Origin of the sequence: Pseudidiomarina terrestris (assembly GCF_030466405.1) — a bacterium.
In the GTDB taxonomy this organism is placed as follows: domain Bacteria; phylum Pseudomonadota; class Gammaproteobacteria; order Enterobacterales; family Alteromonadaceae; genus Pseudidiomarina; species Pseudidiomarina terrestris.
The window spans coordinates 335,826-359,825 of the sequence record NZ_JAGGJF010000001.1 but is presented as its reverse complement, the minus strand read 5'-3'; the positions used below and the strand labels follow the sequence as shown (position 1 = coordinate 359,825).

Annotated in this window: 20 protein-coding genes; 13 read left to right on the top strand and 7 right to left on the bottom strand. The window is 52.1% G+C overall.

The window, feature by feature from the left end; all coding sequences use genetic code 11:
- Nucleotides 1-16 precede the first annotated feature (16 nt).
- Entirely contained in the window at nucleotides 17-1,285 is a 1,269-nt protein-coding gene (locus J6J34_RS01645) for an efflux RND transporter periplasmic adaptor subunit (RefSeq protein ID WP_301774367.1), read from the top strand.
- Nucleotides 1,275-4,391: an efflux RND transporter permease subunit gene (locus J6J34_RS01640; protein ID WP_301898397.1), complete on the top strand. Its 3,117-nt coding sequence runs from the start codon at nucleotides 1,275-1,277 to the stop codon at nucleotides 4,389-4,391. The genes J6J34_RS01645 and J6J34_RS01640 overlap by 11 nt, the downstream gene beginning before the upstream one ends.
- Here the strand turns inward: J6J34_RS01640 and J6J34_RS01635 are convergent.
- The 3 genes from J6J34_RS01635 to J6J34_RS01625 form a co-directional block, all read right to left on the bottom strand.
- Nucleotides 4,388-7,468 carry an efflux RND transporter permease subunit gene (locus J6J34_RS01635; RefSeq protein ID WP_301774369.1) on the bottom strand — a complete coding sequence of 1,027 codons (3,081 nt, stop codon included), beginning with the start codon at nucleotides 7,466-7,468 and terminating at the stop codon, nucleotides 4,388-4,390. The genes J6J34_RS01640 and J6J34_RS01635 overlap by 4 nt on opposite strands.
- A complete protein-coding gene (locus tag J6J34_RS01630) occupies nucleotides 7,468-8,580 on the bottom strand; it encodes an efflux RND transporter periplasmic adaptor subunit (protein ID WP_301774370.1) in 1,113 nt (370 codons plus the stop codon). Before J6J34_RS01630 ends, J6J34_RS01635 begins: the two co-directional genes overlap by 1 nt.
- Nucleotides 8,581-8,705: 125 nt before the next feature.
- Nucleotides 8,706-9,293 carry a hypothetical protein gene (locus J6J34_RS01625; RefSeq protein WP_301774371.1) on the bottom strand — a complete coding sequence of 196 codons (588 nt, stop codon included), beginning with the start codon at nucleotides 9,291-9,293 and terminating at the stop codon, nucleotides 8,706-8,708.
- Nucleotides 9,294-9,517: 224 nt separating this feature from the next.
- Between J6J34_RS01625 and J6J34_RS01620 the strand changes: the two genes are divergently transcribed.
- Nucleotides 9,518-10,405, top strand: coding sequence for a LysR family transcriptional regulator (locus J6J34_RS01620; protein WP_301774372.1), 888 nt, complete (start codon nucleotides 9,518-9,520; stop codon nucleotides 10,403-10,405).
- Here J6J34_RS01620 and J6J34_RS01615 read toward each other — a convergent pair.
- Complete coding sequence (locus J6J34_RS01615; protein ID WP_301774373.1) at nucleotides 10,319-10,717, bottom strand: hypothetical protein; 399 nt, start codon at nucleotides 10,715-10,717, stop codon at nucleotides 10,319-10,321. The genes J6J34_RS01620 and J6J34_RS01615 overlap by 87 nt on opposite strands.
- Nucleotides 10,718-10,997: 280 nt before the next feature.
- Here J6J34_RS01615 and acnB point away from each other — a divergent pair, with 280 nt between their 5' ends.
- Entirely contained in the window at nucleotides 10,998-13,586 is a 2,589-nt protein-coding gene (gene acnB / locus J6J34_RS01610) for a bifunctional aconitate hydratase 2/2-methylisocitrate dehydratase (RefSeq protein WP_301898396.1), read from the top strand.
- Nucleotides 13,587-13,742: 156 nt separating this feature from the next.
- Here the strand turns inward: acnB and J6J34_RS01605 are convergent, their stop codons facing one another.
- Complete coding sequence (locus J6J34_RS01605; RefSeq protein WP_301898395.1) at nucleotides 13,743-14,657, bottom strand: ATP-grasp domain-containing protein; 915 nt, start codon at nucleotides 14,655-14,657, stop codon at nucleotides 13,743-13,745.
- 133 nt (nucleotides 14,658-14,790) lie between these two features.
- Between J6J34_RS01605 and J6J34_RS01600 the strand changes: the two genes are divergently transcribed.
- Nucleotides 14,791-15,168, top strand: a complete 378-nt coding sequence (locus tag J6J34_RS01600) for a DUF4870 domain-containing protein (protein ID WP_301719506.1) — start codon at nucleotides 14,791-14,793, stop codon at nucleotides 15,166-15,168.
- Between the two features lie 116 nt (nucleotides 15,169-15,284).
- Here J6J34_RS01600 and J6J34_RS01595 read toward each other — a convergent pair whose 3' ends face one another.
- Nucleotides 15,285-17,072, bottom strand: a complete 1,788-nt coding sequence (locus tag J6J34_RS01595) for a DUF885 domain-containing protein (RefSeq protein WP_301898394.1) — start codon at nucleotides 17,070-17,072, stop codon at nucleotides 15,285-15,287.
- A 160-nt stretch (nucleotides 17,073-17,232) separates the two neighbouring features.
- On the opposite strand from J6J34_RS01595, the gene J6J34_RS01590 reads away from it, so the two are divergent.
- A complete protein-coding gene (locus J6J34_RS01590) occupies nucleotides 17,233-18,147 on the top strand; it encodes a Dyp-type peroxidase (protein ID WP_301719508.1) in 915 nt (304 codons plus the stop codon).
- A 46-nt stretch (nucleotides 18,148-18,193) separates the two neighbouring features.
- On the opposite strand, the gene argR is transcribed toward J6J34_RS01590, so the two are convergent.
- A complete protein-coding gene (gene argR, locus J6J34_RS01585; RefSeq protein WP_301719509.1) occupies nucleotides 18,194-18,661 on the bottom strand; it encodes a transcriptional regulator ArgR in 468 nt (155 codons plus the stop codon).
- Nucleotides 18,662-18,845: 184 nt separating this feature from the next.
- Between argR and mdh the strand changes: the two genes are divergently transcribed.
- The 7 genes from mdh to folA all read left to right on the top strand — a co-directional run bounded on the left by mdh (nucleotide 18,846) and on the right by folA (nucleotide 23,995).
- Nucleotides 18,846-19,778 (top strand): malate dehydrogenase, encoded by a 933-nt coding sequence (gene mdh / locus J6J34_RS01580; RefSeq protein ID WP_301898393.1) that lies wholly within the window; start codon nucleotides 18,846-18,848, stop codon nucleotides 19,776-19,778.
- Between the two features lie 92 nt (nucleotides 19,779-19,870).
- The gene (rrtA, locus tag J6J34_RS01575) at nucleotides 19,871-20,452 is read left to right on the top strand and encodes a rhombosortase (protein ID WP_301719511.1); all 582 of its coding nucleotides are present in this window, start codon (nucleotides 19,871-19,873) and stop codon (nucleotides 20,450-20,452) included.
- A gap of 9 nt (nucleotides 20,453-20,461) precedes the next feature.
- Nucleotides 20,462-21,433 (top strand): octaprenyl diphosphate synthase, encoded by a 972-nt coding sequence (ispB, locus tag J6J34_RS01570; RefSeq protein WP_301898392.1) that lies wholly within the window; start codon nucleotides 20,462-20,464, stop codon nucleotides 21,431-21,433.
- A gap of 143 nt (nucleotides 21,434-21,576) precedes the next feature.
- A complete protein-coding gene (rplU, locus tag J6J34_RS01565; RefSeq protein WP_126763781.1) occupies nucleotides 21,577-21,888 on the top strand; it encodes a 50S ribosomal protein L21 in 312 nt (103 codons plus the stop codon).
- Nucleotides 21,889-21,905: 17 nt separating this feature from the next.
- A complete protein-coding gene (gene rpmA, locus J6J34_RS01560) occupies nucleotides 21,906-22,163 on the top strand; it encodes a 50S ribosomal protein L27 (protein ID WP_126763782.1) in 258 nt (85 codons plus the stop codon).
- 76 nt (nucleotides 22,164-22,239) lie between these two features.
- Nucleotides 22,240-23,412: an Obg family GTPase CgtA gene (cgtA, locus tag J6J34_RS01555; RefSeq protein ID WP_301898391.1), complete on the top strand. Its 1,173-nt coding sequence runs from the start codon at nucleotides 22,240-22,242 to the stop codon at nucleotides 23,410-23,412.
- Between the two features lie 76 nt (nucleotides 23,413-23,488).
- Nucleotides 23,489-23,995: a type 3 dihydrofolate reductase gene (gene folA, locus J6J34_RS01550; protein ID WP_301719514.1), complete on the top strand. Its 507-nt coding sequence runs from the start codon at nucleotides 23,489-23,491 to the stop codon at nucleotides 23,993-23,995.
- Nucleotides 23,996-24,000: the final 5 nt, after the last annotated feature.

The window sequence follows — 24,000 nt, the reverse complement described above, 5'->3', positions numbered from 1 at the left end:
ATTGCAGGAGTAAGTTATGTTTTTACAACGTTTTCTAGTGGCTGTCATTGCCGTGATTCTTATGGTTTCTGCCGTTGCGGCACAAGATCATAGCGATCATTCTGAGCATCAACAACAGCAGGATTTAACCGCGCCAACCCCCGCTGAGCAACAGCTGAACGATGAAGATGCGATCGAATACGTGTGCCCGATGCACAGCCACATTGTGCGCGATGAACCAGGTACCTGTCCGATTTGCGGCATGGATCTTGAGCCACAGGTTCAGGTGGATGAGATTGTGGTGCAGGTGAGCGGGCAGATGCAGCAAAACCTGGGCATCACCACCGCGACTGTTGCAGAAACAACGCTTTGGCGCTATCTGCCGACCCTGGCTACCGTCGAGTGGAATGACAATGCGCGTTGGCATAGCCACACGCGGGCATCCGGCTGGCTGGAAGAACTCTTCGTTCGTAGTGAGGGCACGCAAGTGCAGGTTGGCGACCCACTTTACAGTATTTACAGCAAAGAACTGGTCATCGCGCAACAAGACTTTCTGCAAACTCTGGATACCATTAATGGCTTATCTGCGCAGCAAAAGCAGCGCCTGATCCGCGATGGTCGCTTGCGTCTGGAGCTGCTTGGGCTGACCGCTGAGCAGGTGAAGACACTGGAGCAAACGGGTGAGATCCTTTACCGCGTCCCTGTGTTTGCTAAGCATGCCGGGGTGGTGACAGCGCTCAATGTTGCTGAGGGCATGTATGTCGAGCCTGGCGTTGAGCTGATGACAGTGACCGGTGCCAACAATGTCTGGTTAATTGCTGACGTGCCTGAGCGTTACGCCGACTGGATGCGGCCACAGGCGCCGGTGGATGTGACCTTGCCAGCCGCTGGCCTCAATGCCTACGAAACAGAAATCGATTATATTTATCCGGAACTGGACCCTGTTGCGAAAACGCAGCGCGTGCGTATAAAGCTACCGCAGGATGTTGATGCAGGCAGTATGCACGTGGGTATGCAGGCGCAAGTGGAGCTTTATGGCGGGCCTAAGCGCGATGTGTTGGCGGTGCCTGTCAGCGCGTTAATTATGACCGGAACCAACAACCGGGTGATCGTCCAGACGGACGACCAGACCTTTGAGCAGCGTGATGTGCACGTAGGTTTAATTGTGAATGATGAAGCCGAGATTATGCATGGTTTAAGTGCCGGCGAGCGCGTGGTCACCTCAGGCCAGTTCCTGCTTGATTCTGAAGCCAGCCTGAAAGGTAGTCGCCTGCAAGGTAGCAGTGGAGGCGGCCATGCTCACTAGTATTATTGATTGGAGTTTGCGTAATCGCATTCTCGTACTCATTGCTGCACTGCTCGCTGCCTGGTTCGGCTGGCGCGCGATGACCAGCACACCGCTGGATGCCATCCCGGATTTATCTGATGTACAGGTTATTGTGAAGACACCTTATGCCGGACAAGCACCGCAATTGGTGGAAGAGCAGGTGACCTGGCCGTTGGCGAACTTAATGCTGGCTGTACCGGGTGCAACTCAGGTGCGTGGCTACTCGTTTTTCGGTGATTCCTATCTGTATATCCTGTTTGAAGAAGGTACCGATATTTACTGGGCGCGCAGCCGGGTGCTTGAGTACCTGAATCAAGCCAGTGAGCGTTTACCGGAAGGCGTAACGCCGCGACTTGGCCCTGACGCCAGTGGGGTCGGCTGGGTGTTTCAGTATGCCTTGGTGGATCGCACCGGGCAGCATCATTTGGGCGAACTGACCAGCCTGCAGGACTGGTTCCTGAAGCAGGAACTGCAAAGTGTTGCAGGGGTGTCAGAAGTGGCGACCGTCGGTGGTATGGTGCAAGCCTACCAGGTGGTGGTTGAACCTCGCCGTTTGCAGACTTACGGCCTTACTTTAGAACAAGTGCAGGCGACTATCGTTGCTGCTAACCAGGAAGTCGGTGGTGGCATTGTCGAAATGGCCGAAGCTGAGTACATGGTGCGCGGCACAGGTTATATTCAGTCGCTGGATGACTTACAGAACTTGCCGTTGCCGGTGCAAAGCGCTGCTGGTACCAATATCACCTTGGCTGACGTGGCAACGGTACGCCGCGGCCCGGAAAGCCGTCGCGGTATTGCTGAGCTAAACGGTGAAGGCGAAGTGGTCGGGGGCATCGTGGTCATGCGCCATGGCGAGAATGCTCTGGCCACCATCGAACGTGTGCGCGATAAACTAAAGAGTCTGCAGCAAGGCTTGCCTGCCGGGGTCGAAATCGTGCCCACCTATGATCGCTCGGAGCTTATTCATCGTGCGGTCGATAACCTGACCACCAAATTGCTGGAAGAGATGGGGTTCGTTGCCCTCGTCACCATCTTATTCCTGTTACACATTCGCTCGGCGATGGTGGCAATTATCACCTTGCCACTGGCGGTATTGATGAGCTTTATTGTCATGCGTTCGCTTGGCATTAACGCCAACATCATGAGTCTTGGCGGTATTGCCATTGCCATTGGCGCGTTGGTGGATGCCGCCATCGTCATGGTCGAAAACGCCCACAAACATCTTGAGCACTACCGCGAGGAACATGGCGAGGAGCCAAAGGGCGCTACGCATTGGCAGCTGATCCGCAACGCTACCGTCGAAGTCGGTCCCGCGCTGTTCCTGTCATTGCTGATTATCACTCTGAGTTTCGTACCGGTGTTCTCACTGGAAGCTCAGGAAGGACGGCTGTTCGCGCCGCTGGCGTACACCAAAACCTTCGCTATGGCGGCAGCAGCATTACTGGCGATTACGCTGGTACCGGTACTGATGGGCTACTTTGTCCGTGGCAAAATCATCAGCGAGCAACGTAACCCGTTAACCCGCTGTCTGATATGGATTTACCGGCCGGTATTACATGGCGTGTTGGCGTGGCCGAAGTTGACCGTGGTTGTGGCAGTTATAGTGGCAGTAAGTGGTTACTATCCGCTGAGCAAAATGGGCAGTGAGTTTATGCCGACCATGCAGGAAGGTGATTTGCTCTACATGCCTACGACCTTACCTGGGATTAGTCCCGGCGCAGTCGGTGAGTTGCTACAGCGCACCGACCGGTTGATCAAACAGGTTCCGGAAGTAGAGAGCGTATTTGGCAAAACCGGACGTGCCGATACGGCGACGGATCCAGCGCCGCTGACCATGCTCGAGACCACCATTCAGCTGAAACCTGAAAGTGAGTGGCGTGAAGGCATGACCTTGCAGAAAATCATCGAGCAGCTGGACGCTACAGTACGGGTACCTGGCATCACCAACGCCTGGGTACAACCGATAAAAACTCGCATTGATATGCTCTCGACGGGATTGAAAACCCCACTGGGACTGAAAATTGCGGGTCCTGAGCTGGCTGAGATTCAGCAGATCGGCAGTGAACTGGAGCAGCGCTTAAACGGTGTGCCGGGCGTCGCTTCAGTCTTTGCCGAGCGGCCTGCGTCAGGACGTTATCTGGAGATCCGGCCGCGGCTGGACGAAGCAGCTCGTTATGGTATCAATCAAGCGGCGATTCAGCGTGCTATCAGGTTTGCCATCGGCGGTGCGGAAATTGCCGAGACCGTGGAAGGTACGGAACGCTACCCGATCACATTGCGCTACCCACGTGCCCTTCGGGATCATGTGGAGACTATCAAACAGCTTCCGATTGCGAGTGCCAGTGGTACCTGGGTGACCTTGGAGCAGGTGGCTGATGTTGAGATGACTGTTGGGCCAGCGATGATCCGTAGTGAGAACGCCCGGCCGACGGGGTGGGTGTTTATCGATGTGGATCCTAATGTCGCCGTGGGTGATGTGATTGCCGCTGCCGAGCCGATGCTGGCTGATTATGAGCTGCCACCGCGCTACTCGTTGTCGTGGTCAGGACAGTACGAATCGATGCAACGCGTCGAAGCGAAGTTAAAGCAAGTGGTACCGGTGACCTTAGCGGTGATTTTGATCTTGCTGTATCTGACCTTCCGCTCGTTCAAACAAGCGGCACTGATCATGGCCACACTGCCATTAGCGCTGACCGGTAGCCTGTGGTTCATTTGGTGGCTGGACTATAACCTGTCGATTGCAGTTATGGTGGGTATGATTGCACTGGCCGGGGTCGCGGCGGAGTTTGGGGTGGTGATGTTGCTCTACCTCAACAATGCCTGGAAGGACCGTAAACAACGTAGCCGTGCAACACTCTATAGTGCGATAGAGGAAGGTGCGGTACTGCGGGTGCGGCCGAAGGCGATGACAGTGATCACTATCATTGCTGGTTTGTTGCCGATTATGCTGACCCATGGCACCGGTAGTGAAGTCATGCAGCGTATCGCAGCACCCATGATTGGCGGTATGATTCTGGCGCCGCTGCTGTCATTGTTGTTGTTGCCGGCGGTCTATCTGTTATGGCACCGCCGGAAATTAAGCTAAGCGTTTTGCTGGTGGGGTACGCGCATGACCAGCGCGTACATCACCGGCACAACAATTAAGGTAAGTAACGTCGCAAAGCCGAGGCCGAACATAATGACCACGGCCATGCTGACAAAGAAGTCATCGAATAACAGCGGCACCATGCCTAAAATAGTGGTGACCGCTGCCATGACCACCGGTCGTACCCGGGTCACTGCAGCATCTTCCAGAGCGACCAGTGCCTGTTTGCCGGCAGCCAGTTCCACCCGGATCTGCTCCAGTAGTACCACGCCGTTTTTGATTAACATTCCCGATAAACTGAGAAAGCCAAGCAGCGCCATAAAGCCAAAGGGCTGACCTGACAGTGCCAGACCCAGGGTGACACCAATGACGCTCAGGGGCACCGTGGTCCACAATACCCCGGCCTGACGGATGGAGTTGAACAACAGAACGGTAATAATAAACATCACCACAAAGGCCAGCGGCAAGGCCTGAAACACTGCGCCAGTGGCTTTTTGCGAGGCTTCATGTTCACCGCCCCATTCCAGCCGGTAACCGACAGGTAATGGCAAGGCTTCGATGTCTGGGCGTATACGCTCAAGTACCATGGCAGCTGTTTCGTCGCCGAATACGTCGTGATCGGCCATCACCGTGAGGGTGCGCTTACGGTCGCGCCGAAGGATGAGATTGTCCTCGGCCACCAGTTGCATAGCGCTGACCACCTGAGCCATAGGGATATGCTGCTGCAGCGCTGGTGAGTAGATCTGCAGTTCATGCCAGTCGGAAACTTCACGGCGCTCTTCCAGCGGCGCGCGGACCACAATAGGCATCAGTTGGGTACCGTCACGAAACAGGCCTACGGTCTGACCGTTGAAATTGCGTTTCAGCACGTTATTCACGTCGGCCTTGGTCACGCCCAGTCGCCGCGCTGCGGGCTCATTGAATACCGGCTGCAGTACTTTGGTACGCTGGCGCCAGTCGTTGCGTAGATTACGCACGCCCGGGTCTTGCGCCATAATAGCTTCGGCTTGAGCTGCAAGCCTGTGCAGCACGAGCGGGTCAGGGCCACTGAAGCGCGCCTCAATTTTGGCGTTTTGCGACGGTCCCATCTCTACGGGTTTCATCTTAAACTGCACGTCTGGTTGGTGCTGGTTCAGATAGGCCGTGAGCCCTTCATGCACTGTGGCGAGCTTGTCATTGTCCTGCGCGCGCAGGATGAGTTGGCCATAGCTTTCGTAGGACTTTTCCACCATGTAGGTGAGGGTGAAACGTGGCGCACCGCGGCCTATGGTACTGGCAACATAATCAAGGTCTGGATAGGTTTCTTGCAGATAGGCTTCGAGTTCAGCCACCTGCTCTGCGGTGGCCCGAATATCGGTGCCCTGCGGGTACCAGACATCGACAAACAGCATGGGCGTGTTCGATGGTGGAAAGAACGACTGTTTGACCGTGGTAAAGCCAGCGACCGCCGCCACCAGTAAGGCCAGCATGACCAGCATGGTGGTCTTGCGCCATTGCAGGAAAAGGCGCAGGAGTTTGCGGTAACCGCGAAAAACCCAGTGCTGATAGACATGGTCATCGTCTTCTGGCTGATCTTTGGCACTCATGGCACGGGCATCCCGGCGATAGAGCAGATTGCCAAGGAAAGGGGTCAGGGTTATGGCGGTAAACCAGCTCAGGAATAATGAAATAAACAGCACCCAGAATAATGAATTCGCGTATTCACCGCTGGCATCTTCCGACAAGCCTATGGGTGCAAAGGCAATGACTGCGACCGCAGTGGCACCCAGTAAAGGCCAGATATTTTGCTGTACGATGACACTTGCGGCCTGCAGGCGCGACAAACCACGTCGCACGCCGACCAGCATACCTTCGGCAATGACAATCGCGTTATCGACCAACATGCCGAGGGCGATGATGAGGGCGCCTAAGGAAACGCGTTGCAGCTGGATGTCCAGCAGGTACATAAAGATAAAGCTACCGAGCACAGTGACCAGCAATACGCTGCCAATCAACACGCCGCTGCGTAAGCCCATCGTCAGCAAAAGAGCCACTACCACGATGGCAACGGCTTCGGCCAGGTTGAGAAGGAAACTTTGGACTGACTTGTCGACTTCCGCAGGTTGATCATAAATGTAGGCAACATCGATACCCACGGGTTGTGCGTAACTGAGTTCCGCCAGCCGTTGCTCCACCCGCCGGCCGACGTCGACGACGTTGACGTCAGGGCCAAAGGAAATCCCTAACCAGAGCGATGGCTGGCCATTGAAGCGGACCAAGTGCTCGGGAATCTCCTGGTAGTCCCGGCTGACCGTGGCCACATCGCGCAAAAGAATGCGCTCGTTGGCACCGGGATTGCTAATCATCAGATCGGCCAGATCTTCGACCTTGGCAAATTCTCCGGTGGTATGCAGACGGATACGCTCATCGCCGCTAAGTACCCGACCTGCATCGGCGACGACATTCTGGGTTTGTAACAGATTCAGCACTTGCGCGGGCGGGATGCCAACGTTCGCGAGTTTACTTCGGGAGATCTCAACGATGACCTGCTCTTGCTGGTCACCGTCGATCAGAACTTTGCCGACACCTTCCACCAGTACCAGCTCGCGCCTTAAAAAGTCGGTGTAGTCTTTGATGTCCTCATAACTGTAGCCAGCCCCAGTCACCGCCAGCATAATGCCGTAAACGTCGGCAAAGTCGTCGCGTACGATAGGCTGCTCGGCACCGGGCGGAAGACGACGCGTGACATCGTTCACTTTGCGGCGTAACTCATCCCAGATCTGGGGCATATCATCTGCACGCAAAGTGGTCTTCATGTCTACGGTGATCTGGCTCAGCCCCGGTTTTGAGATGGAGTTGATGTGATCAATGTTGCCCAGCTCCTGAATAGCGTTTTCCAGCCGGTAAGTCACTTCTTCTTCGACCTGTTGCGCCGACGCGCCCGGGTAGGCGGTGATCACCATGGCTTTTTTCAGGGTGAATTCCGGGTCTTCCAGACGGCCGATGTTGGTAAGTGCTAACACACCGCCGACTAAAAGTAATACAAGGAGTAACCAACTGGTGGTGCTGCGCCGAATACTGTAACGAGCGATATCCATTACAGGCCTCGCTCCTTAATCCAGCGCCGCACTTGCTGGCCTTCTTCAAGGGCATGGACGCCCGCTACTACAATCTGTTCGCCCGCACTCAAGCCCGCGGTGACTTCGATGCTGGAGCCTGTGACCCGACCGACCTGAATTTCGCGCTGACTCACGGTGCCTGTTGCGCTTTGTTCTTCACCTGTGTTCGTCAGGGGGGTGAAAACCCAAACCCGGTGTGGCGCCTCTACGGGCGCTGTCGTGTCAGAGAATACTGCGGTAGTGGGGATCAGCACGCCCTTGGTCGGCTGGCTTGCAACGGCGTAGGAGTCGACCCGCACGGTCGCGGACATGCCTGGGAGCACGTTAAACTCCGCTGGAGTTGGCATAGTGAAGACGACTTTGTAGGTGTTGGTCGCAGGATCGGCCGTGGTATCCCATTCTTTTAGTTGCGCACGGTAGCTCTGCTCTGGAGCGGCGGCAAAGATGACTTCGGGCTGATAATCCAGCTGACGCTGGACACGGGCGAATAACTGTTCCGGCACAGTGATACTGACATCGATGGCATCGTCCATCTGTAAGGTGGCAATGGGACGTTGTGGCTGCACGGTTTCGAAGGCTTCAACAAAAACATGGGCGATGGTACCGGTAAAGGGCGCACGTAATTCGGTATAACGTACATTGGCCTTCGCCGTTTCGAGGTTTGCCCGCGCCACTTCCAGATTGGCTTTGGTTTCGTCGAACTGCTGGCGCGATATCACGCCTTGTTCGACCAGGCTTTCGGTGCGTTGGAATTGTGCCTGAGCGAGTTCAAAGCGAGCCTGGGCCTGATCCAATACCAACTGATAGTCGGTTGGATCGAGACGGGCGATGAGCTCACCTTGTTGTACGGTAGTTCCAGCTTTGATAGGGAAAGCATCGATCTCACCGCCGACCCGAAACGCTAGTTGTGCCACCTGCGCTGCTTCCAGCACTGCAGGGAACTCGCGAAACCTATGCTCCGTTAAACTGCCGACCTCATGGAGTTTAACCGGTTGCACGACGGGATCAGCTTGCTGGAGTGCGGGCGTGGGCTCGCAACCCGCGAGTATGCTCAGAGATAATGCGAATGCCAAACATTGCCAGTTGTACATGGTTACCTTTTCAAAAAAGAGTAGTGTCATTTACTGGCATGAAGTTTAACTCTAATATATATAAAGTAATACTGAATAAAAATGAAAAAGACAATAAGAAAAGCTAAATATCTATCGGCGCTAAGCTACGGGTTGAAAGATTGTTGTGCCTTCTTGTACGAATCAAATTTCAATAGCGCCTCCGCCACCCGGTGGTTGTCCGAAGCAGCCTTATCTTGTATCAACTTAAAGTCGATCCCGTTCTTTTTCATTAAATCCTTAAAATCTAACGTGGATAAATCAAGTACAGCTCGGCTACAGGTTACATGGATAATGTTTTCTCCATAATCGACGCAAAACCCGACAAAATTACTACCATCTCGCGTTTTCTTCGAATCAATATAGAAATTGAAGTCCCTAGGCTCGACCTGTGAAAAATATTGTATATGTCGAACAATTGAATTAGCTCGTTCAGCATTTGTAGTTTGCTTGTCTCCTACCATGTGGATAATTGATGGTTCAACGATCTCATGTAAGTCCGCGGGTAAAGGTAGATCGCCAGCCGTTCCAGCATCAAACTGAATGCGGACCAATTCAGCCCCCCGCTGAACCACTTCAACGTTCAACTGTGTACTTGAGCGATCATCTACTGCCCCTGCAGTTGCCTTTCCTGCAAACACAACTGTGACGGTGGCAGCTATAAAAAAGACCCCAGCCAATATTTTGCAAAACATAAATAACAATCCTGTTGCTATAATGTAACAAAGATAATAATGCAGACCTTGGTCGTTTTCAATCCTTTTTTACTTGCACATTTTCCCCTAAGTTGAAACAGATTTAATTAGTTTTTTCTGCGATAGTAAAAGTAGAAGATGACCATAAAAGACCACCGTATTCAGAGGTCAGATGCTATGACGGCGGTGGATACCAAGAGGAATTAACGTTTTAAGGTTCCACAATGAAACTAAACCAGTTGGAAATGCTTCTGCACCTTGCCGACACCGGTTCCGTGCAAGGTGTTGCGGAACGAATGCACCGCACTCAGGCGGCGGTGAGCATGGGGCTAAAGCATCTCGAGGAGGACGCTGGGTTTGAGTTGTTCGATCGCAGTGGCTATCGCTTAACGCTTACGGCGCGGGGTCGGCAGTTTTTACGCCAGGCCCGTGAGGTGATTCGCCAGCAGCAACGGCTACAATCATTGGCGGAACAATTACAGACCGGTGCTGAGCCCCAGCTGCGCCTTGCTTATGATTACACCTGCGCGCCCTCGGCGTTGTTTTCCGCGATGCATGAGGTGCAACAACAGTATCCGGCGACCGAGCTGTTGCTTAGTGGTGATTCACAACTGCGGGTGCTACGTAAAATTAGCAGCGGCGAAGCCGAGCTGGCACTCTCACCGTGGTTACCGATTTTTCGCCAGTACGGCGACTTCGAGACCATACGGGTGCGGCCGTTCGAGCTGTTGGTGGTATGTGCCCCAGCATTATTGGCAGGGCGAAACTTAAAGGAGCTTCAGCGGCATGACTTGCTTGAGCTACCCATGCTGATCCCACAGAATCAGGACGTCGGGATAGATCTCGACAGCATCATCCGTATGCCAAGTAAGCAGCGCATTCGGGTCAATGACTCGATCACGCAGCGTGAATTATTGCTGGCAGGTATGGGCTGGGGTATTATTCCCGGCGATTTAGTCGGGGATGCTTTGCAACGCAAAGCGTTACAACGCATCGACATCCCCGGATTCATCAATAACGTGAACTTAGAGGTACATCTGGTACGATCGGCGGAGCGTATAGCTGGGCCGGCCGAAGAGATGATCTGGCGCTCGTTCAGCGCTGGTGTTTAGGCTAAGCTCAGCTAGCCTGGTCATATCGCGCAGCTCATTGGCGCTGGTTTCAAGCCCGGCGCGCGCGCTTAGCATACTGTCTTTGCGGACATCTGCCATCAACGTCTGTTGCATGATGCCCAGCTCATGATCGATACTGCCGGCGTAATTCTCAGGTGCGTAAGTGTAGCGGTAAACCTGTTGAGCTATGATTTTATTGGCGTTTTGTACCTCAACCGACGCGATGGCGGAAGTACTGACCATACCATTGACCAAAGTAAACATGGCTAGTGCTGATAAAGCGTGTACGGATTTCATCATTGCAGTTTTCATAATTAGGCCCCCCCCCAGGTGCCCTACCTATTAGGATAGACCAAGAGTGTGAAAGGTTTATGTCAACGAACGCATTTCCAGCAACTAAGTGTAAGCATTTGTAAACCCGCCAGCTGACATTTTGGAAAGGTCCTCGCCAAGGGCTTAGCTATTCATGAAACTTATGCTAAAGATTACCTTTTATGTGCTCCTATGAATTTTAATTAGTAGTCAAAACCCCTATAATTGCGCCACTTTTTCACCCGCAAGTTTCATCCGCATAGCAAAGTAGAGGTAATCTGTGCTGCAAGACTATCGTAAGCATGTTGAAGAGCGCGCTGCCGAAGGCATTCCACCAAAGCCGTTAACCGCAGAACAAGTCGCTGATCTCGTAGAACTCCTGAAAAACCCGCCTGCTGGCGAAGAACAATTCCTGGTTGAACTCCTGTCTGAGCGTGTGCCTCCGGGCGTCGACGAAGCCGCTTATGTAAAAGCTGGCTTTTTATCTGCACTGGTTAAGGGCGAAGTCTCAAGTCCGGTTATCACCAAGCAGGACGCTGTGAAGTTACTTGGCAACATGCACGGTGGCTACAACATCGTGACTTTGGTTGATTTGTTAGATGACGCTGATCTTGGTGAACTCGCCGCTTACGAACTAAAGCATACCTTGCTGATGTTCGATGCCTTCCATGACGTTGAAGAGAAAATGAAAGCTGGCAATGCGCTGGCGAAAGAAGTGGTCGAGTCATGGGCGAATGCGGAATGGTTTACCAGCCGCAACGAAATGCCTGAGCAAATCAAAGCCACTGTCTTTAAAGTGACGGGTGAAACTAACACCGACGACTTGTCACCAGCACCTGATGCCTGGTCACGTCCAGACATTCCGCTGCACGCTAAAGCCATGTACAAAATGCCGCGCGAAGGTGTCACCGACGCTGCTAAGCAAATCGAAGAATTGAAAGAAAAAGGCCATCCAGTCGCTTTCGTAGGCGACGTGGTCGGTACTGGCTCGTCACGTAAATCAGCGACCAACTCAGTGTTGTGGTTTATTGGTGAAGACATGCCGGGTACACCAAACAAGCGTGCCGGCGGCATCTGTATTGGTGGCAAAGTAGCGCCAATTTTCTTCAATACCATGAAAGACGCTGGCGCGTTGGTGTTTGAAGCAGACGTCGAAAAGATGAACATGGGTGATGTGATCACCATTCATCCTTACGAGGGTAAAATCGAGAACGAAGCGGGCGACGTTATCGCTGAGTACGATTACGCTTCTCGTGTGATCCTTGACGAAGTTCGCGCCGGTGGCCGAATCAACCTGATCATCGGTCGCGGTCTGACCGAGAAAGCTCGTGAATCTTTGGGCATGGGTCCTTCGGACTTGTTCCTCAAACCCGAGCAACCTGCTGATAGCGGCAAGGGCTATACCCTGGCGCAGAAAATGGTAGGTAAAGCCTGTGGTATGGACGGCGTCCGTCCGGGTACCTATTGCGAGCCGAAAATGACCACCGTAGGTTCGCAGGACACCACCGGTCCAATGACCCGTGATGAACTGAAAGACTTGGCCTGTTTGGGCTTCACTGCCGACTTAACCATGCAGTCATTCTGTCATACTGCAGCTTATCCGAAGCCGGTGGATATCGACACGCAACATACCTTGCCTGACTTCATTATGAACCGCGGCGGTGTTTCATTGCGCCCTGGCGACGGTATCATCCACAGCTGGTTGAACCGTATGCTGCTGCCTGACACTGTCGGTACTGGTGGTGACTCGCATACCCGTTTCCCACTAGGTATTTCATTCCCGGCAGGTTCTGGTCTGGTCGCGTTCGCAGCAGCAACAGGCGTGATGCCACTGGATATGCCAGAGTCGGTATTGGTGCGCTTCAAAGGTGAAATGCAGCCGGGTATTACTTTACGTGACCTGGTGCATGCAATTCCTGCGTTTGCGATTAAAGAAGGCTTGTTGACCGTTGAGAAGCGTGGCAAGAAAAATGCATTCTCTGGTCGTATTCTGGAAATCGAAGGCCTTGACCACCTAACCGTTGAGCAAGCGTTCGAATTGTCTGATGCATCTGCTGAACGTTCTGCCGCAGGTTGTACCATCAACTTGTCAGAAGAGTCAGTCGCAGAGTACCTGCGTTCTAACATTACCATGCTGCGTTGGATGATCAACGAAGGCTACGGCGATGTGCGTACTCTTGAGCGCCGTGCCCAGAAGATGGAAGACTGGCTGGCAAATCCGTCACTGATGCGTGCTGATGCCGACGCTGAATACGCGGAAGTGATTGAAATCGATTTGGCAGAAATTAAAGAGCCTATCGTCTGTTGCCCGAATGACCCTGACGATGCGAAGTTCCTGAGTGAAGTCGCAGGCGACAAAGTTGACGAAGTGTTCATCGGTTCATGTATGACGAATATTGGTCACTTCCGTGCAGCAGGTAAGTTGCTGGAGAAGAACACCGAAGCGCTGAACACGCGGCTGTGGATTGCGCCGCCAACCAAAATGGACGAAGCACAGTTGCGCGAAGAAGGTTACTACAACATCTACGCCAACAACGGTGTGCGCACTGAGATGCCAGGCTGTTCACTGTGCATGGGCAACCAGGCACGCGTAGAAGCGGGCGCGACCGTGTTGTCGACTTCAACCCGTAACTTCCCGAACCGCCTTGGCGATGGTGCTAACGTCTACCTGACCTCCGCTGAACTTGCTGCAGTGGGCGCGATTTTAGGCAAGCTGCCAACGCCAGCCGAGTACATGGAATACGCCTCGGACATCAATGCAATGGCCGGCGAAGTCTACAAGTACCTCAACTTCGACCAGATGGACGCCTTCCGCGACGCCGAAACCGCCGCCAAAGCCAACATCATCCCCAGCATCCAAGTCGCCTAACCCAAGAGAGGGCAGCCCTCTCTTCGCGACCGCAAATAAAAAGGAGGGGCAGCCCTCCTTTTTTGTACCCGCAATCTAAGAAAGGGCAGCCCTGCCGATCTCGTACACGCAAATTCAGGAAGGGCAGCCCTTTCTATTTTTTTACAAAAAGTGAAGCTATATCTGGGTGAGTCGTGCGTCGACTTCGCCGGTATAAAGCGTGGTCAAAAATGAACTAAAAAATGGACTATTAAGTGAGTCATTTATGAGTTCAGTATGAATGAAATTAGACTTCGAATTTAACTCAATAAAGAGTGCATCATGAGTTCGTGTGAAGAGTAGATCTATTCCCAATAGCCCGTAATGTACGTCGGAACTTTTGCTGATCATTTCTGCAAGCACAGGCTTTAGTCGATGAAGTTTATTCTGAATACTTTTAAGTTTCCTATCGGCATTCGGTAACTCAGAAATTTGTTTCATTTTTATTGGACTGCCCGCGATATGATAGCCGCGATGGTCAACTTGCGTCGCAAAATCAGTACTCTTTTCATCGTAGGGCAGGCCATGAATCATCACAAAACCATCATCAAAGACATAGAGTTTCTTGTTGTGTATAAAAACATAAGCACGGGCGGTGTATTTGCGGCCTTCATATAATTCTATATCTGTCACTTGCTGTTGGATAAAGTAGTGTTTTGGTAGTTCTAAATCTTTCAGGGACTCTGTCGTATGGCAGGTGATGCCCTTACCACCGGTTAGATGGGTAGGTTTTACGAACCAGATAGCATCCGGGCCAGGCTGCTCTGCAAAAACATCGGCGACGGAAAAGTAGCTTTTTGGAAAAACATTCTTTATGCCAAGCTCAGCCACTCGCCGGGCGATGTATCCCTTATTCTCAAAGCGCTGAATGGTGGCGTAATCGAGCAACTGGAAATATTCCTGGGTAATGTCCGGATTTAACCCGTAATAATTATCCCAATAACTAAAGGGCCTTAAATACCGATAGGGCAATAGCTTGCTGCCGAGGCGATCAAACGCACTGTGGACAACTTTAGCGGCCCGATTTGTGATGATTTGCGGAGCGACGAGCATAAATTGAAATCTCTGGATAATCTCGGTTCAGACTAGCATAAGCAGCGATAACGTATTAGAGTTTATGTTGACTATTTGTGGCGACGCAGCAATTCTTAATACATCACAACTCAAATAAAAAAGGAACCGAATAATGGAGCCTGTACAAGAAACAACTGTTATCACCGGACCCAGCCAGGAAGACCGCACTTATGCCATGCTGTTGCATCTCTCGCAATTCGCCGGTTATTTAATTCCGTTTGCGGGCCTTATTGTGCCGCTGGTCATGTGGCTGAGTAAGAAGGATACAAACCCTTATATTGATGCGCACGGCAAAGTTGTTTTCAACTGGATTATCTCAGCGTTTATCTGGGGTATCATCAGTGTCATCTTGAGTTTTGTCGTGATCGGTATTTTCTTACTTATCGCTCTCGGCATCTGCCACATCATTTTCGCAATTATGGGAGCTATCCGGGCCAACGACGGCATCGTGCAAAACTACCCACTGACGATTAAGTTCTTCAAGATTTAATCCATATGCTCACAAAAAAGGAGGGGCAGCTCCTCCTTTTTTTTTGCCCGCAAAAGTTAAGGGCAGCCCTTTCTATTTTTGTGTCTTTAAAATGTTAGGGCTGCCCTTTCTTGCTGTTAGGCTTGCGAGTCGATCCAGTTGCGGATTTCCTGCTCAAGGACATCAAGCGGGATACTACCGTTTTTCAGAACCTGGTAATGGAATTCGCGGATGTCGAATTTACCGCCAAGAGCGGCTTCAGCTTCGGCGCGCAGCGAGCGGATCAAAATTTCACCGAGCTTGTAGGATAACGCTTGCCCAGGCCAGGTGATGTAGCGGTCGATCTCGGTGCGCACATTATGCAGGCTCAGCGCGGTATTGGCAGCCATAAAGTCCATCGCTTTTTCGCGACTCCAGCCCATCGAATGCATGCCGGTGTCGACCACTAAACGTGCAGCACGCCACATTTCATAGCTCAAGCGGCCGAAGTTGCTGTAGGGGTCCTGATAAAAACCCGCTTCCAGGCCGAGCCATTCTGAATAGAGTCCCCAACCTTCACCAAAAGCTGAGATGTAGGTCTGTTGGCGGTAGCTGGGCACGTCTTCCATTTCCCGTGCCAAGGCGCCCTGCAGGTGATGACCAGGTACCGCTTCGTGCAAGGTCAAAGCTTCCAGTTGATACAGCGGACGGCGGTCAAGGGCGTAAGTATTGACCCAATAGAAGCTGGCGCGGTCGTCACGTGAGGTTCCGGCATAGCGGCCAGTGGTGTACTTAGGCGCAATTTCAGCTGGCACAGGTGCAATACCATAAGGTTGCCGTGGCAGCAGTTTAAAGAACTTCGGCAGCTCACCATCCATGCGTTTGGCAATGTAAGAAGCTTCTTTTAGCAACTCTTCAGCAGAGGTCGGGTAAAATTGCGGATCCGTGCGTAAGAATTCGACAAACTCATCAAAGTTTCCGTCAAAGCCAGATTGCTCAATCACCACTGCCATTTCATTGCGAATACGCGCAACTTCGGCCAGCCCTTTGGCGTGGATCTCGGCTGGGGTCAGGCTCAGCGTGGTGAAGTGCTCAATTCTATTCTGATAATAAGCATCGCCGTTGGGCAAAGCACTGGCACCGACGGACTCACGGCAGTTCGGCAGATAGTCCATCACCATAAAGTCAAAATAGTTCTGGTAAGCCGGAATCACTGCATCGTCAATGACTTGTGCTGCGGCCACCTGTAAGGCTTCCCATTGGGCATCATCGATAAACGCCGGCTGCTGCAACAAGGGTTGGTAGAACACGCTATCGCGCGGGTCCTGCACAATGAAGGCAGCGATACTGTCTTCAAAGCCGACCATCGCTGCACGCGGCTGGGTGTAGCCTTGTTTCAGGCTGCGCTCAAGCCAGGCGGTCTGCTCATTCATATACCGTGGAACCGTGGCCAGCTTAGCGACATAATTCTGGTAGTCTTCATAGCTGCGAAGGGCGGTATTGCGCACCATGAAAGATAAAGAACTGTGAAATCCGCCTTCTGCGTTTAACGGCATGTAATGTTCGTTAAAGTCATAACTGTCGACATTATTTTGCAGACGGTAAGTGAGCATGCGCCAATTGATATAGGCCTGACGAGATAATGCGTCGGTATCGATACTTTGTAGCTCGTTGAGCCACTGCCGTTGTTGCTCAGCGCGGGCCGCAAGTGCCTCTGGCGTCATGCTCGGTAGCGCAGCATCAAGGTTTTCACTGCCGACAGGATTTTGCATGCCTTCCCAAACGCGTTCTGCCATAGTGGTAAAACGCTGGTCTTCACTGGCCACCGTGCTGGTTTCAGCAGCTGTTGCTGAGGCATCTGCACCTGAAGTTGTGGCGCAGCCGCCCAATAGCATGGCCAGCGAGGCGGCCATCAAAGTAGTTGTAAATCGCTGTGGTAGTCCCATAATAACTCCGCTTAAATTCTCATTTTTTTAGATAATCTTTGCTAGACTGACAAGCATTGTATGCCAGTTGTTAAGCAGCGCAAGTTGGTTGCGACCAAGCTGCATGGTTTTTCGAGCAAGTACCGCTAACAATAACGATTACAAATTGGTGAGGACACCCATGGCACAAGCGCAAAAAGGCATCTTCGCAGAGCCGAATTTGCATGGCTTAACATTATCATTGAACGTAATGACCGATGATGTTGTGAGTGTACGGCGTAAGTTAGCCCGAATTCCTGCTCTGCTCAATGAGCTTGACGAGCGCTTTTCAGAAGCTTTACTCAGTGGTTACGTCGCTATCGGCAGTGATTACTGGGACATTCTTTATCCTCAGCAGCGGCCCTCACAACTGGGGCAGTTTCCCGACCTGCGTGATGGTGATCGACAGGCGCCACGTGAGCCCGTCGACCTGTTACTGACCGTGCGCTCGGATCGTTTCGATGTCAATTATCACAGTGCCCGCGCGCTGCTCGAGTGGCTTGGTCACGACGTCGAGCTCACTGAACAGTTACCGACGTTTCGATTTATGGATGGACGTGATCTGACTGGCTTTATTGATGCGCCGGAAAACCCACGCGGCATTCGCCGTCGTCAGTTGGCACTGATTCATGCCGATGATGACCCGGTATTCGCCGGCGGCAGCTACTTGTATGTGCAGAAATTCCGGCACGATTTGCGGCGCTGGGAACAGCTTACGCAAGAGATGCAGGAGTTTGTGATCGGCCGCAAGAAGCTTACCGGAGAACGTATCAGTGAAGCCGTGTTGCAGATGGTCTCGCATACCCAAAAGGCCAAACTTCAGAATGAACGTGAACAACCTTTAAGTATGTTGCGTCAGAATATGCCATGGGGCGATATGCGCGAGCAGGGCTTACTCGCCATGTACTTTTCCGGCCAGTCGCGTGACATACTGCAGTGGTTAAAGCAACGCTATATAGCGGATGAGAACGGCGATTACGATCCCTTGCTGGACTACACTGAAGCTGTCAGTAATGCCGCATTCTTTGCGCCATCCGTCGATTTCCTGACGCAGTAGCCATGAGTTCTGTTTGCGCCATAACGATCACCAGCGGACACAACGGCTAAGCGACGTTCTCAAACAGCTCGGTCACCTTCTGTAGCGTAAAGTCGATGTCAGACACTTTGACCGGCGCAATAAAAATCGTATCGTCCCCGGCAATCGTACCAAGTACACCTTCTTTCTTGCCGACAGAATCGAGTAAGCGCGCAATAAGTTGCGCGGCGCCTGGTGAGGTACGAATAATCACCATCACATCATTATGCTGAATATCCAGTACTAATTGCGATAATGGAGCCCGCGTGGAAGGGATGCCTAATTCCGCCGGCAGACAGTAGACCATTTCCTGCCGGGCATTACGGGTGCGCACCGCGCCATATTTGCTTAGCAACCGTGAGACCTTAGATTGACTAATATTGTCGAAGCCTAACTCTTTCATGGCATCTACAATCTCGCTTTGCGAGCCATACCGCTCTTCTTTCAATAGCCCTTTAAAGGTATCAATCATCGCTTCTGGTTTGGCTTGGGTCATGGTGCAAAATGGCCTCTTGAGTTCGTTTCGTTGACCGGGATAAGCGCTTGCCAACCCGTTGAAACGTCAGTCTATCGCAAAAGCTCACAAACGCCTAGCCAGGCGCCTTTCGGTTGTAATTTGGACGCTTTTGGAGTAGGCTTTTGGCATCAAAAATTTCCCTAACAACTGGATGGAGTCTGAGATGAAAGTTGCAGTTTTAGGTGCAGCTGGCGGTATCGGCCAAGCACTATCATTACTTTTAAAAACCCAATTACCTGCTGGATCTGAGCTGGCGCTGTATGACGTTGCGCCCGTAGTACCAGGCGTTGCTGTTGATCTCAGCCACATCCCGACCGCAGTCAATGTCAAAGGCTATGGCAAAGATGATCTGGCACCAGCACTGGTTGGCGCAGACATCGTATTGATCCCAGCCGGCGTGCCACGTAAGCCTGGTATGGACCGCTCGGATCTGTTCAATATCAATGCCGGTATTGTTTCCAATCTGATTGAAGCGATTGCAGATAATTGCCCGGATGCAGCGATTGGCCTTATCACTAACCCGGTAAACACCACTGTTGCCATCGCCAAGCGTGTGCTAGAGAAAAAAGGCGTCTACAACAAAAACAAGCTGTTTGGTGTCACTACCTTGGATGTGATTCGTGCAGAAACCTTTGTTGCCGAGATCCACGGCAAGAACCCTGCAGAAGTTCAGGTTCCGGTCATTGGTGGCCACAGCGGTACCACGATTCTGCCACTGTTGTCGCAAACCGGTCTTGATTTCAGCGACGAGCAAATTGAGCAACTGACGCACCGCATCCAGAATGCCGGTACTGAAGTTGTTGAAGCGAAAGCCGGCGGCGGCTCTGCCACCCTTTCTATGGGGCAGGCGGCAGCGCGTTTCTGCTTGTCACTGGTCAAAGCCTTGCAGGGCGACGACAGTGTTATTGAGTGCACTTATGTGGAAACCGATGGTAGCGATGCCTTGTTCTTCGCTCATCCTGTCCGTTTAGGTCCAAAGGGTGTTGAAGAAATCCTGCCGTATGGCGAACTGAGCGATTTCGAGAAAAAAGCGAAAGCGTCAATGCTCGACGGCTTGAAGAACGACATTCAAACCGGTTTGGATTTCGTCAAGTAAGGGCAGCCCTGCTTCCTTAGCGTTGTCATACGACATAAGCGCCGGGTCAGCTGCTAGCAGCTCCCGGCGCTTTTTTATAGGTGAATCCAGCGATGCAGTTGTTCGGTTTAACGATTCCTACTTCACGTGAGGCGCTGCTACCTACAGTTAGTGTTATGGTGTTGCTGACCCTCATCATGATGCTTCCCAATGCCTGGCAAGACATGCTTAAGCTCAACCGTCATGGGGTCATCGAAGGGCAGCATTTATGGCAGCTTTTCAGTGGTCAGCTGGTGCATCATAATTGGCCACATTTAGGTTTGAACCTGTTAGGCCTGCTGGTCTGCTGGGCACTGTTCATCGATCACCAAAGCGGGTGGCGTCGCTGGCTGGGCGTTCCTGTGATTATGCTAAGTAGTAGCCTGGCGCAGGTCTACTTTGATCCTGACGTACGCTTCTATGCGGGATTTTCAGGAACCTTATATGGCATTTTTGCCTATTGTGCATTGACAGATGTACTGCAAAAACGCTGGCTGGGTGCGCTTATTTTGATCGGCTTAGTGGGCAAAGTCGTATTTGACCTGATTTATCTGCCGGAACTCAGTGGACTAGCGTTTGCCGCACATACAGGCGGAGTTGTTGCTGGACTTGTACTAGCATTTCTTTGTAAAATCTTAACCTTAAACCATAGCTAGCGTTGCCGAATGAAGTTATCTGAAATTAATACGTTAATGGCCGCCGACATGAACGGTGTCAACCAACTGATCGGGGCTGAACTACAATCAGATGTAGCCCTGATTAATCAGCTTGGCCTGTATATCGTCAACAGTGGCGGTAAACGTCTGCGACCCTTGCTTGCCGTGACCGCAGCTCGCGCTGTCGGCTATGAAGGACGTGGTCATCTGACCCTGGCGACCATCATTGAGTTTATTCATACCGCGACCCTGTTGCACGATGACGTGGTCGATGCCTCTGAATTACGCCGTGGCCAGGAAACTGCTAACGCTGTGTTTGGCAACGAAGCTAGCGTACTGGTAGGCGACTTCCTGTATACCCGCGCGTTTCAGCTGATGGTGACACTCGACTCGATGAAGGTCATGAAGATTCTGGCGGATGCTACGAATATCATTTCCGAAGGCGAAGTCTTACAGTTGATGAACTGCAACGATCCGGAGACCACCGAAGCCAGTTATTTTGACGTCATTTACGGTAAAACCGGAAAGTTGTTTGAAGCCGCGACGCAACTTGGTGCGGTGCTGGCGGATCAGTCCCAGGCCAGCGAAGATGCTTTAGCGGCTTACGGGCGTCATCTGGGTACCGCGTTTCAGCTGGTCGATGATCTGTTGGACTACACTGCAGATAGCGAAGTCATGGGGAAACAGGCCGGTGATGATCTGGCCGAAGGTAAGCCTACCTTACCATTGCTGTACGCAATGTGGCATGGCAATGAGGAAGAAGCACAGCTGATTCGCTCAGCTATCGAGCAGGGTGATGGACGTCAGCATCTGCAAACCATATTAACGGCAATGCGCCGCACCGGTGCGCTTGATTACACGCGGGACCGGGCGCTGGCTGAAGCTAAGTTAGCGCAACAACAACTGGCAGTATTACCTGCGTCAGAGCATCGCGAGGCCTTGCACGCACTGGCGGATATTGCCGTGGACAGGCTCGCTTAAAGCCAAAAGCAGGTATGAGCGTAGGTACAGTTGGCGCGACCTACGAATAACGAAGAACACTCTTTACTCGGGCGTTAAGTTCGCCTATAATTCGCGCCCTGATTTAAATCTAACGTGCCCCTAAGGGCGAATCGGAGAAAACTATGTACGCAGTATTCCAAAGTGGCGGTAAGCAGCACCGTGTGACTGAAGGCCAAATCGTCCGCCTGGAAAAGCTGGAAGCAGCCACCGGTGAAGTGGTTGAGTTCGACGAAGTGTTAATGATGTCGAACGGCGATGACGTGAAAATCGGCGCGCCTTTTGTTTCTGGTGGATCCGTAAAAGCGGAAGTCGTCAACCATGGCCGTGCTGACAAAGTGAACATTATCAAGTTCCGCCGTCGTAAGCACCACATGAAACATCAAGGTCATCGTCAGTGGTTCACTGAAGTGAAGATCACTGGTATTAACGGTTAATTAAGGAGTAACGACACATGGCACACAAAAAAGCTGGTGGTTCAACCAAAAACGGTCGTGACTCAGAAAGTAAACGTCTGGGTGTAAAGCGCTTCGGTGGTGAGTCAGTATTAGCTGGTAGCATCATCGTTCGTCAACGTGGTACTCGTTTCCACGCTGGTGATAACGTCGGTATTGGTCGTGACCACACTTTGTTCGCTCTGAGCGACGGTAAAGTTTCTTTTGCGGAGAAAGGTCCTAAGAACCGCAAATACGTTAGCATCGTTACTGACTAATTCAGGCGAGTTAACGAAAAACATAGAAACCCCGTCCTGTGTGGCGGGGTTTTTTTATAGTGGCAGGTAGAAAAGTATGAAGTTTGTAGATGAAGCCGAAATTCGGGTTGAAGCTGGCGACGGCGGTAACGGCGTAGTAAGTTTTCGACGCGAGAAATATATCCCCAAAGGTGGCCCCGACGGTGGTGACGGTGGCGATGGCGGCGATGTTTATCTGGAAGCCGACGAAAACCTGAACACTCTCATTGATTATCGCTTTGAGCGCATCCACCGTGCGCAACGCGGTCAAAATGGCATGGGTAAAAACTGTACCGGTAAACGCGGTGAAGACATCGTGTTGAAAGTGCCTGTGGGTACTCGTGCCACCGACGAAGAAACCGGCGAAGTGCTGGGCGATTTAACTCGCCACGGTTTGCGCCGTATGGTCGCCAAAGGCGGCTTCCATGGTCTGGGTAATGCCCGTTTTAAGAGCAGTACCAACCGTGCTCCACGGCAGAAAACCATGGGTACTCCCGGCGAAATTCGCAGTCTCAAATTAGAGCTGATGCTGCTTGCCGATGTCGGCCTGCTGGGCATGCCGAATGCCGGCAAATCGACCTTTATCCGTTCGGTGTCAGCAGCGAAGCCGAAAGTTGCCGATTATCCGTTTACCACACTGGTTCCCAATCTGGGTGTGGTGCGGCCGGTACCCCACGCGAGCTTTGTCATTGCTGACATTCCTGGCTTGATTGAAGGTGCCGCAGAAGGCGCGGGCCTCGGGATTCAGTTCCTGAAACATCTGGAGCGTTGTGGCCTACTCTTGCACCTGGTCGATTTAGCACCTTATGATGGAACCGATCCGGCGACGCAAGCGGTCACCATCGTTAATGAGCTGGAAAAGTACAGCCCCAAGTTAGCGGAAAAACCGCGCTGGCTGGTGGTCAATAAAGTTGACCTTATCAGCGAAGAAGAAGTTGCTGAGCGTATTGCTGAGCTTACTGCAGCGTTGGACTGGGAAGGTCCGGTTTACCAGATCTCTGCATTGAGTAAGCAGGGTACCGAACAGCTTTGCAAAGAGGTCATGACCTACCTTGAGCAGTTGCCTAAGTCTTCCGCCGAAGATGTGGAAGAGCAGACTCAGGCAACCACAGAGTTCAAATGGGACAACTACCATCAGGAGCAACTGGAAGCTTATGATGAAGACGACGATGATGACGATGATGATTTCGACGATGACGATTACGACGTCGAAGTGATTTATCAGAAATAATAACAATTGATTCAGGCGTTGCTCGTAGCCAGCGGACGGGTATGAGCACCCTGGTGCACGAGCAACGAGGTTTTTTATGCGAATTGCATTGATTGCGGCCATGGCCCACGACCGGGTTATCGGAAAAAACGGTGATATGCCGTGGCATTTACCCGCCGAACTGCAACATTTCAAGCGCATCACTATGGGTAAGCCGGTAGTGATGGGACGCAAAACCTACGAATCCATTGGTCGGCCGCTGCCCGGTCGTACCAATATCGTGCTCAGCCGCAAGTATCAGCAGCCTTATACTGACGAGCAGGGCGTGGTCTGGGTAAGTGATACCGGCCAAGCCGTAACAGCGGCTGGAGATACTGAAGAGTTGATGGTCATCGGTGGCGGTCACGTCTATCAGGAATTTCTGCCCCATGCAGCGCGTCTCTACCTGACGCAGATTGATGTTAAGGTCGAAGGCGATACCTGGTTTCCGGATTTTCATGCACTCGGAGAGTGGGAGCTAAAAGAGCAAGTCGAGCACCCCGCCGATAAAAATAATCCTCATTCCTTCAGTACTCAGGTGTTCGAACGCGTAAATAATTTGTAAAAGTA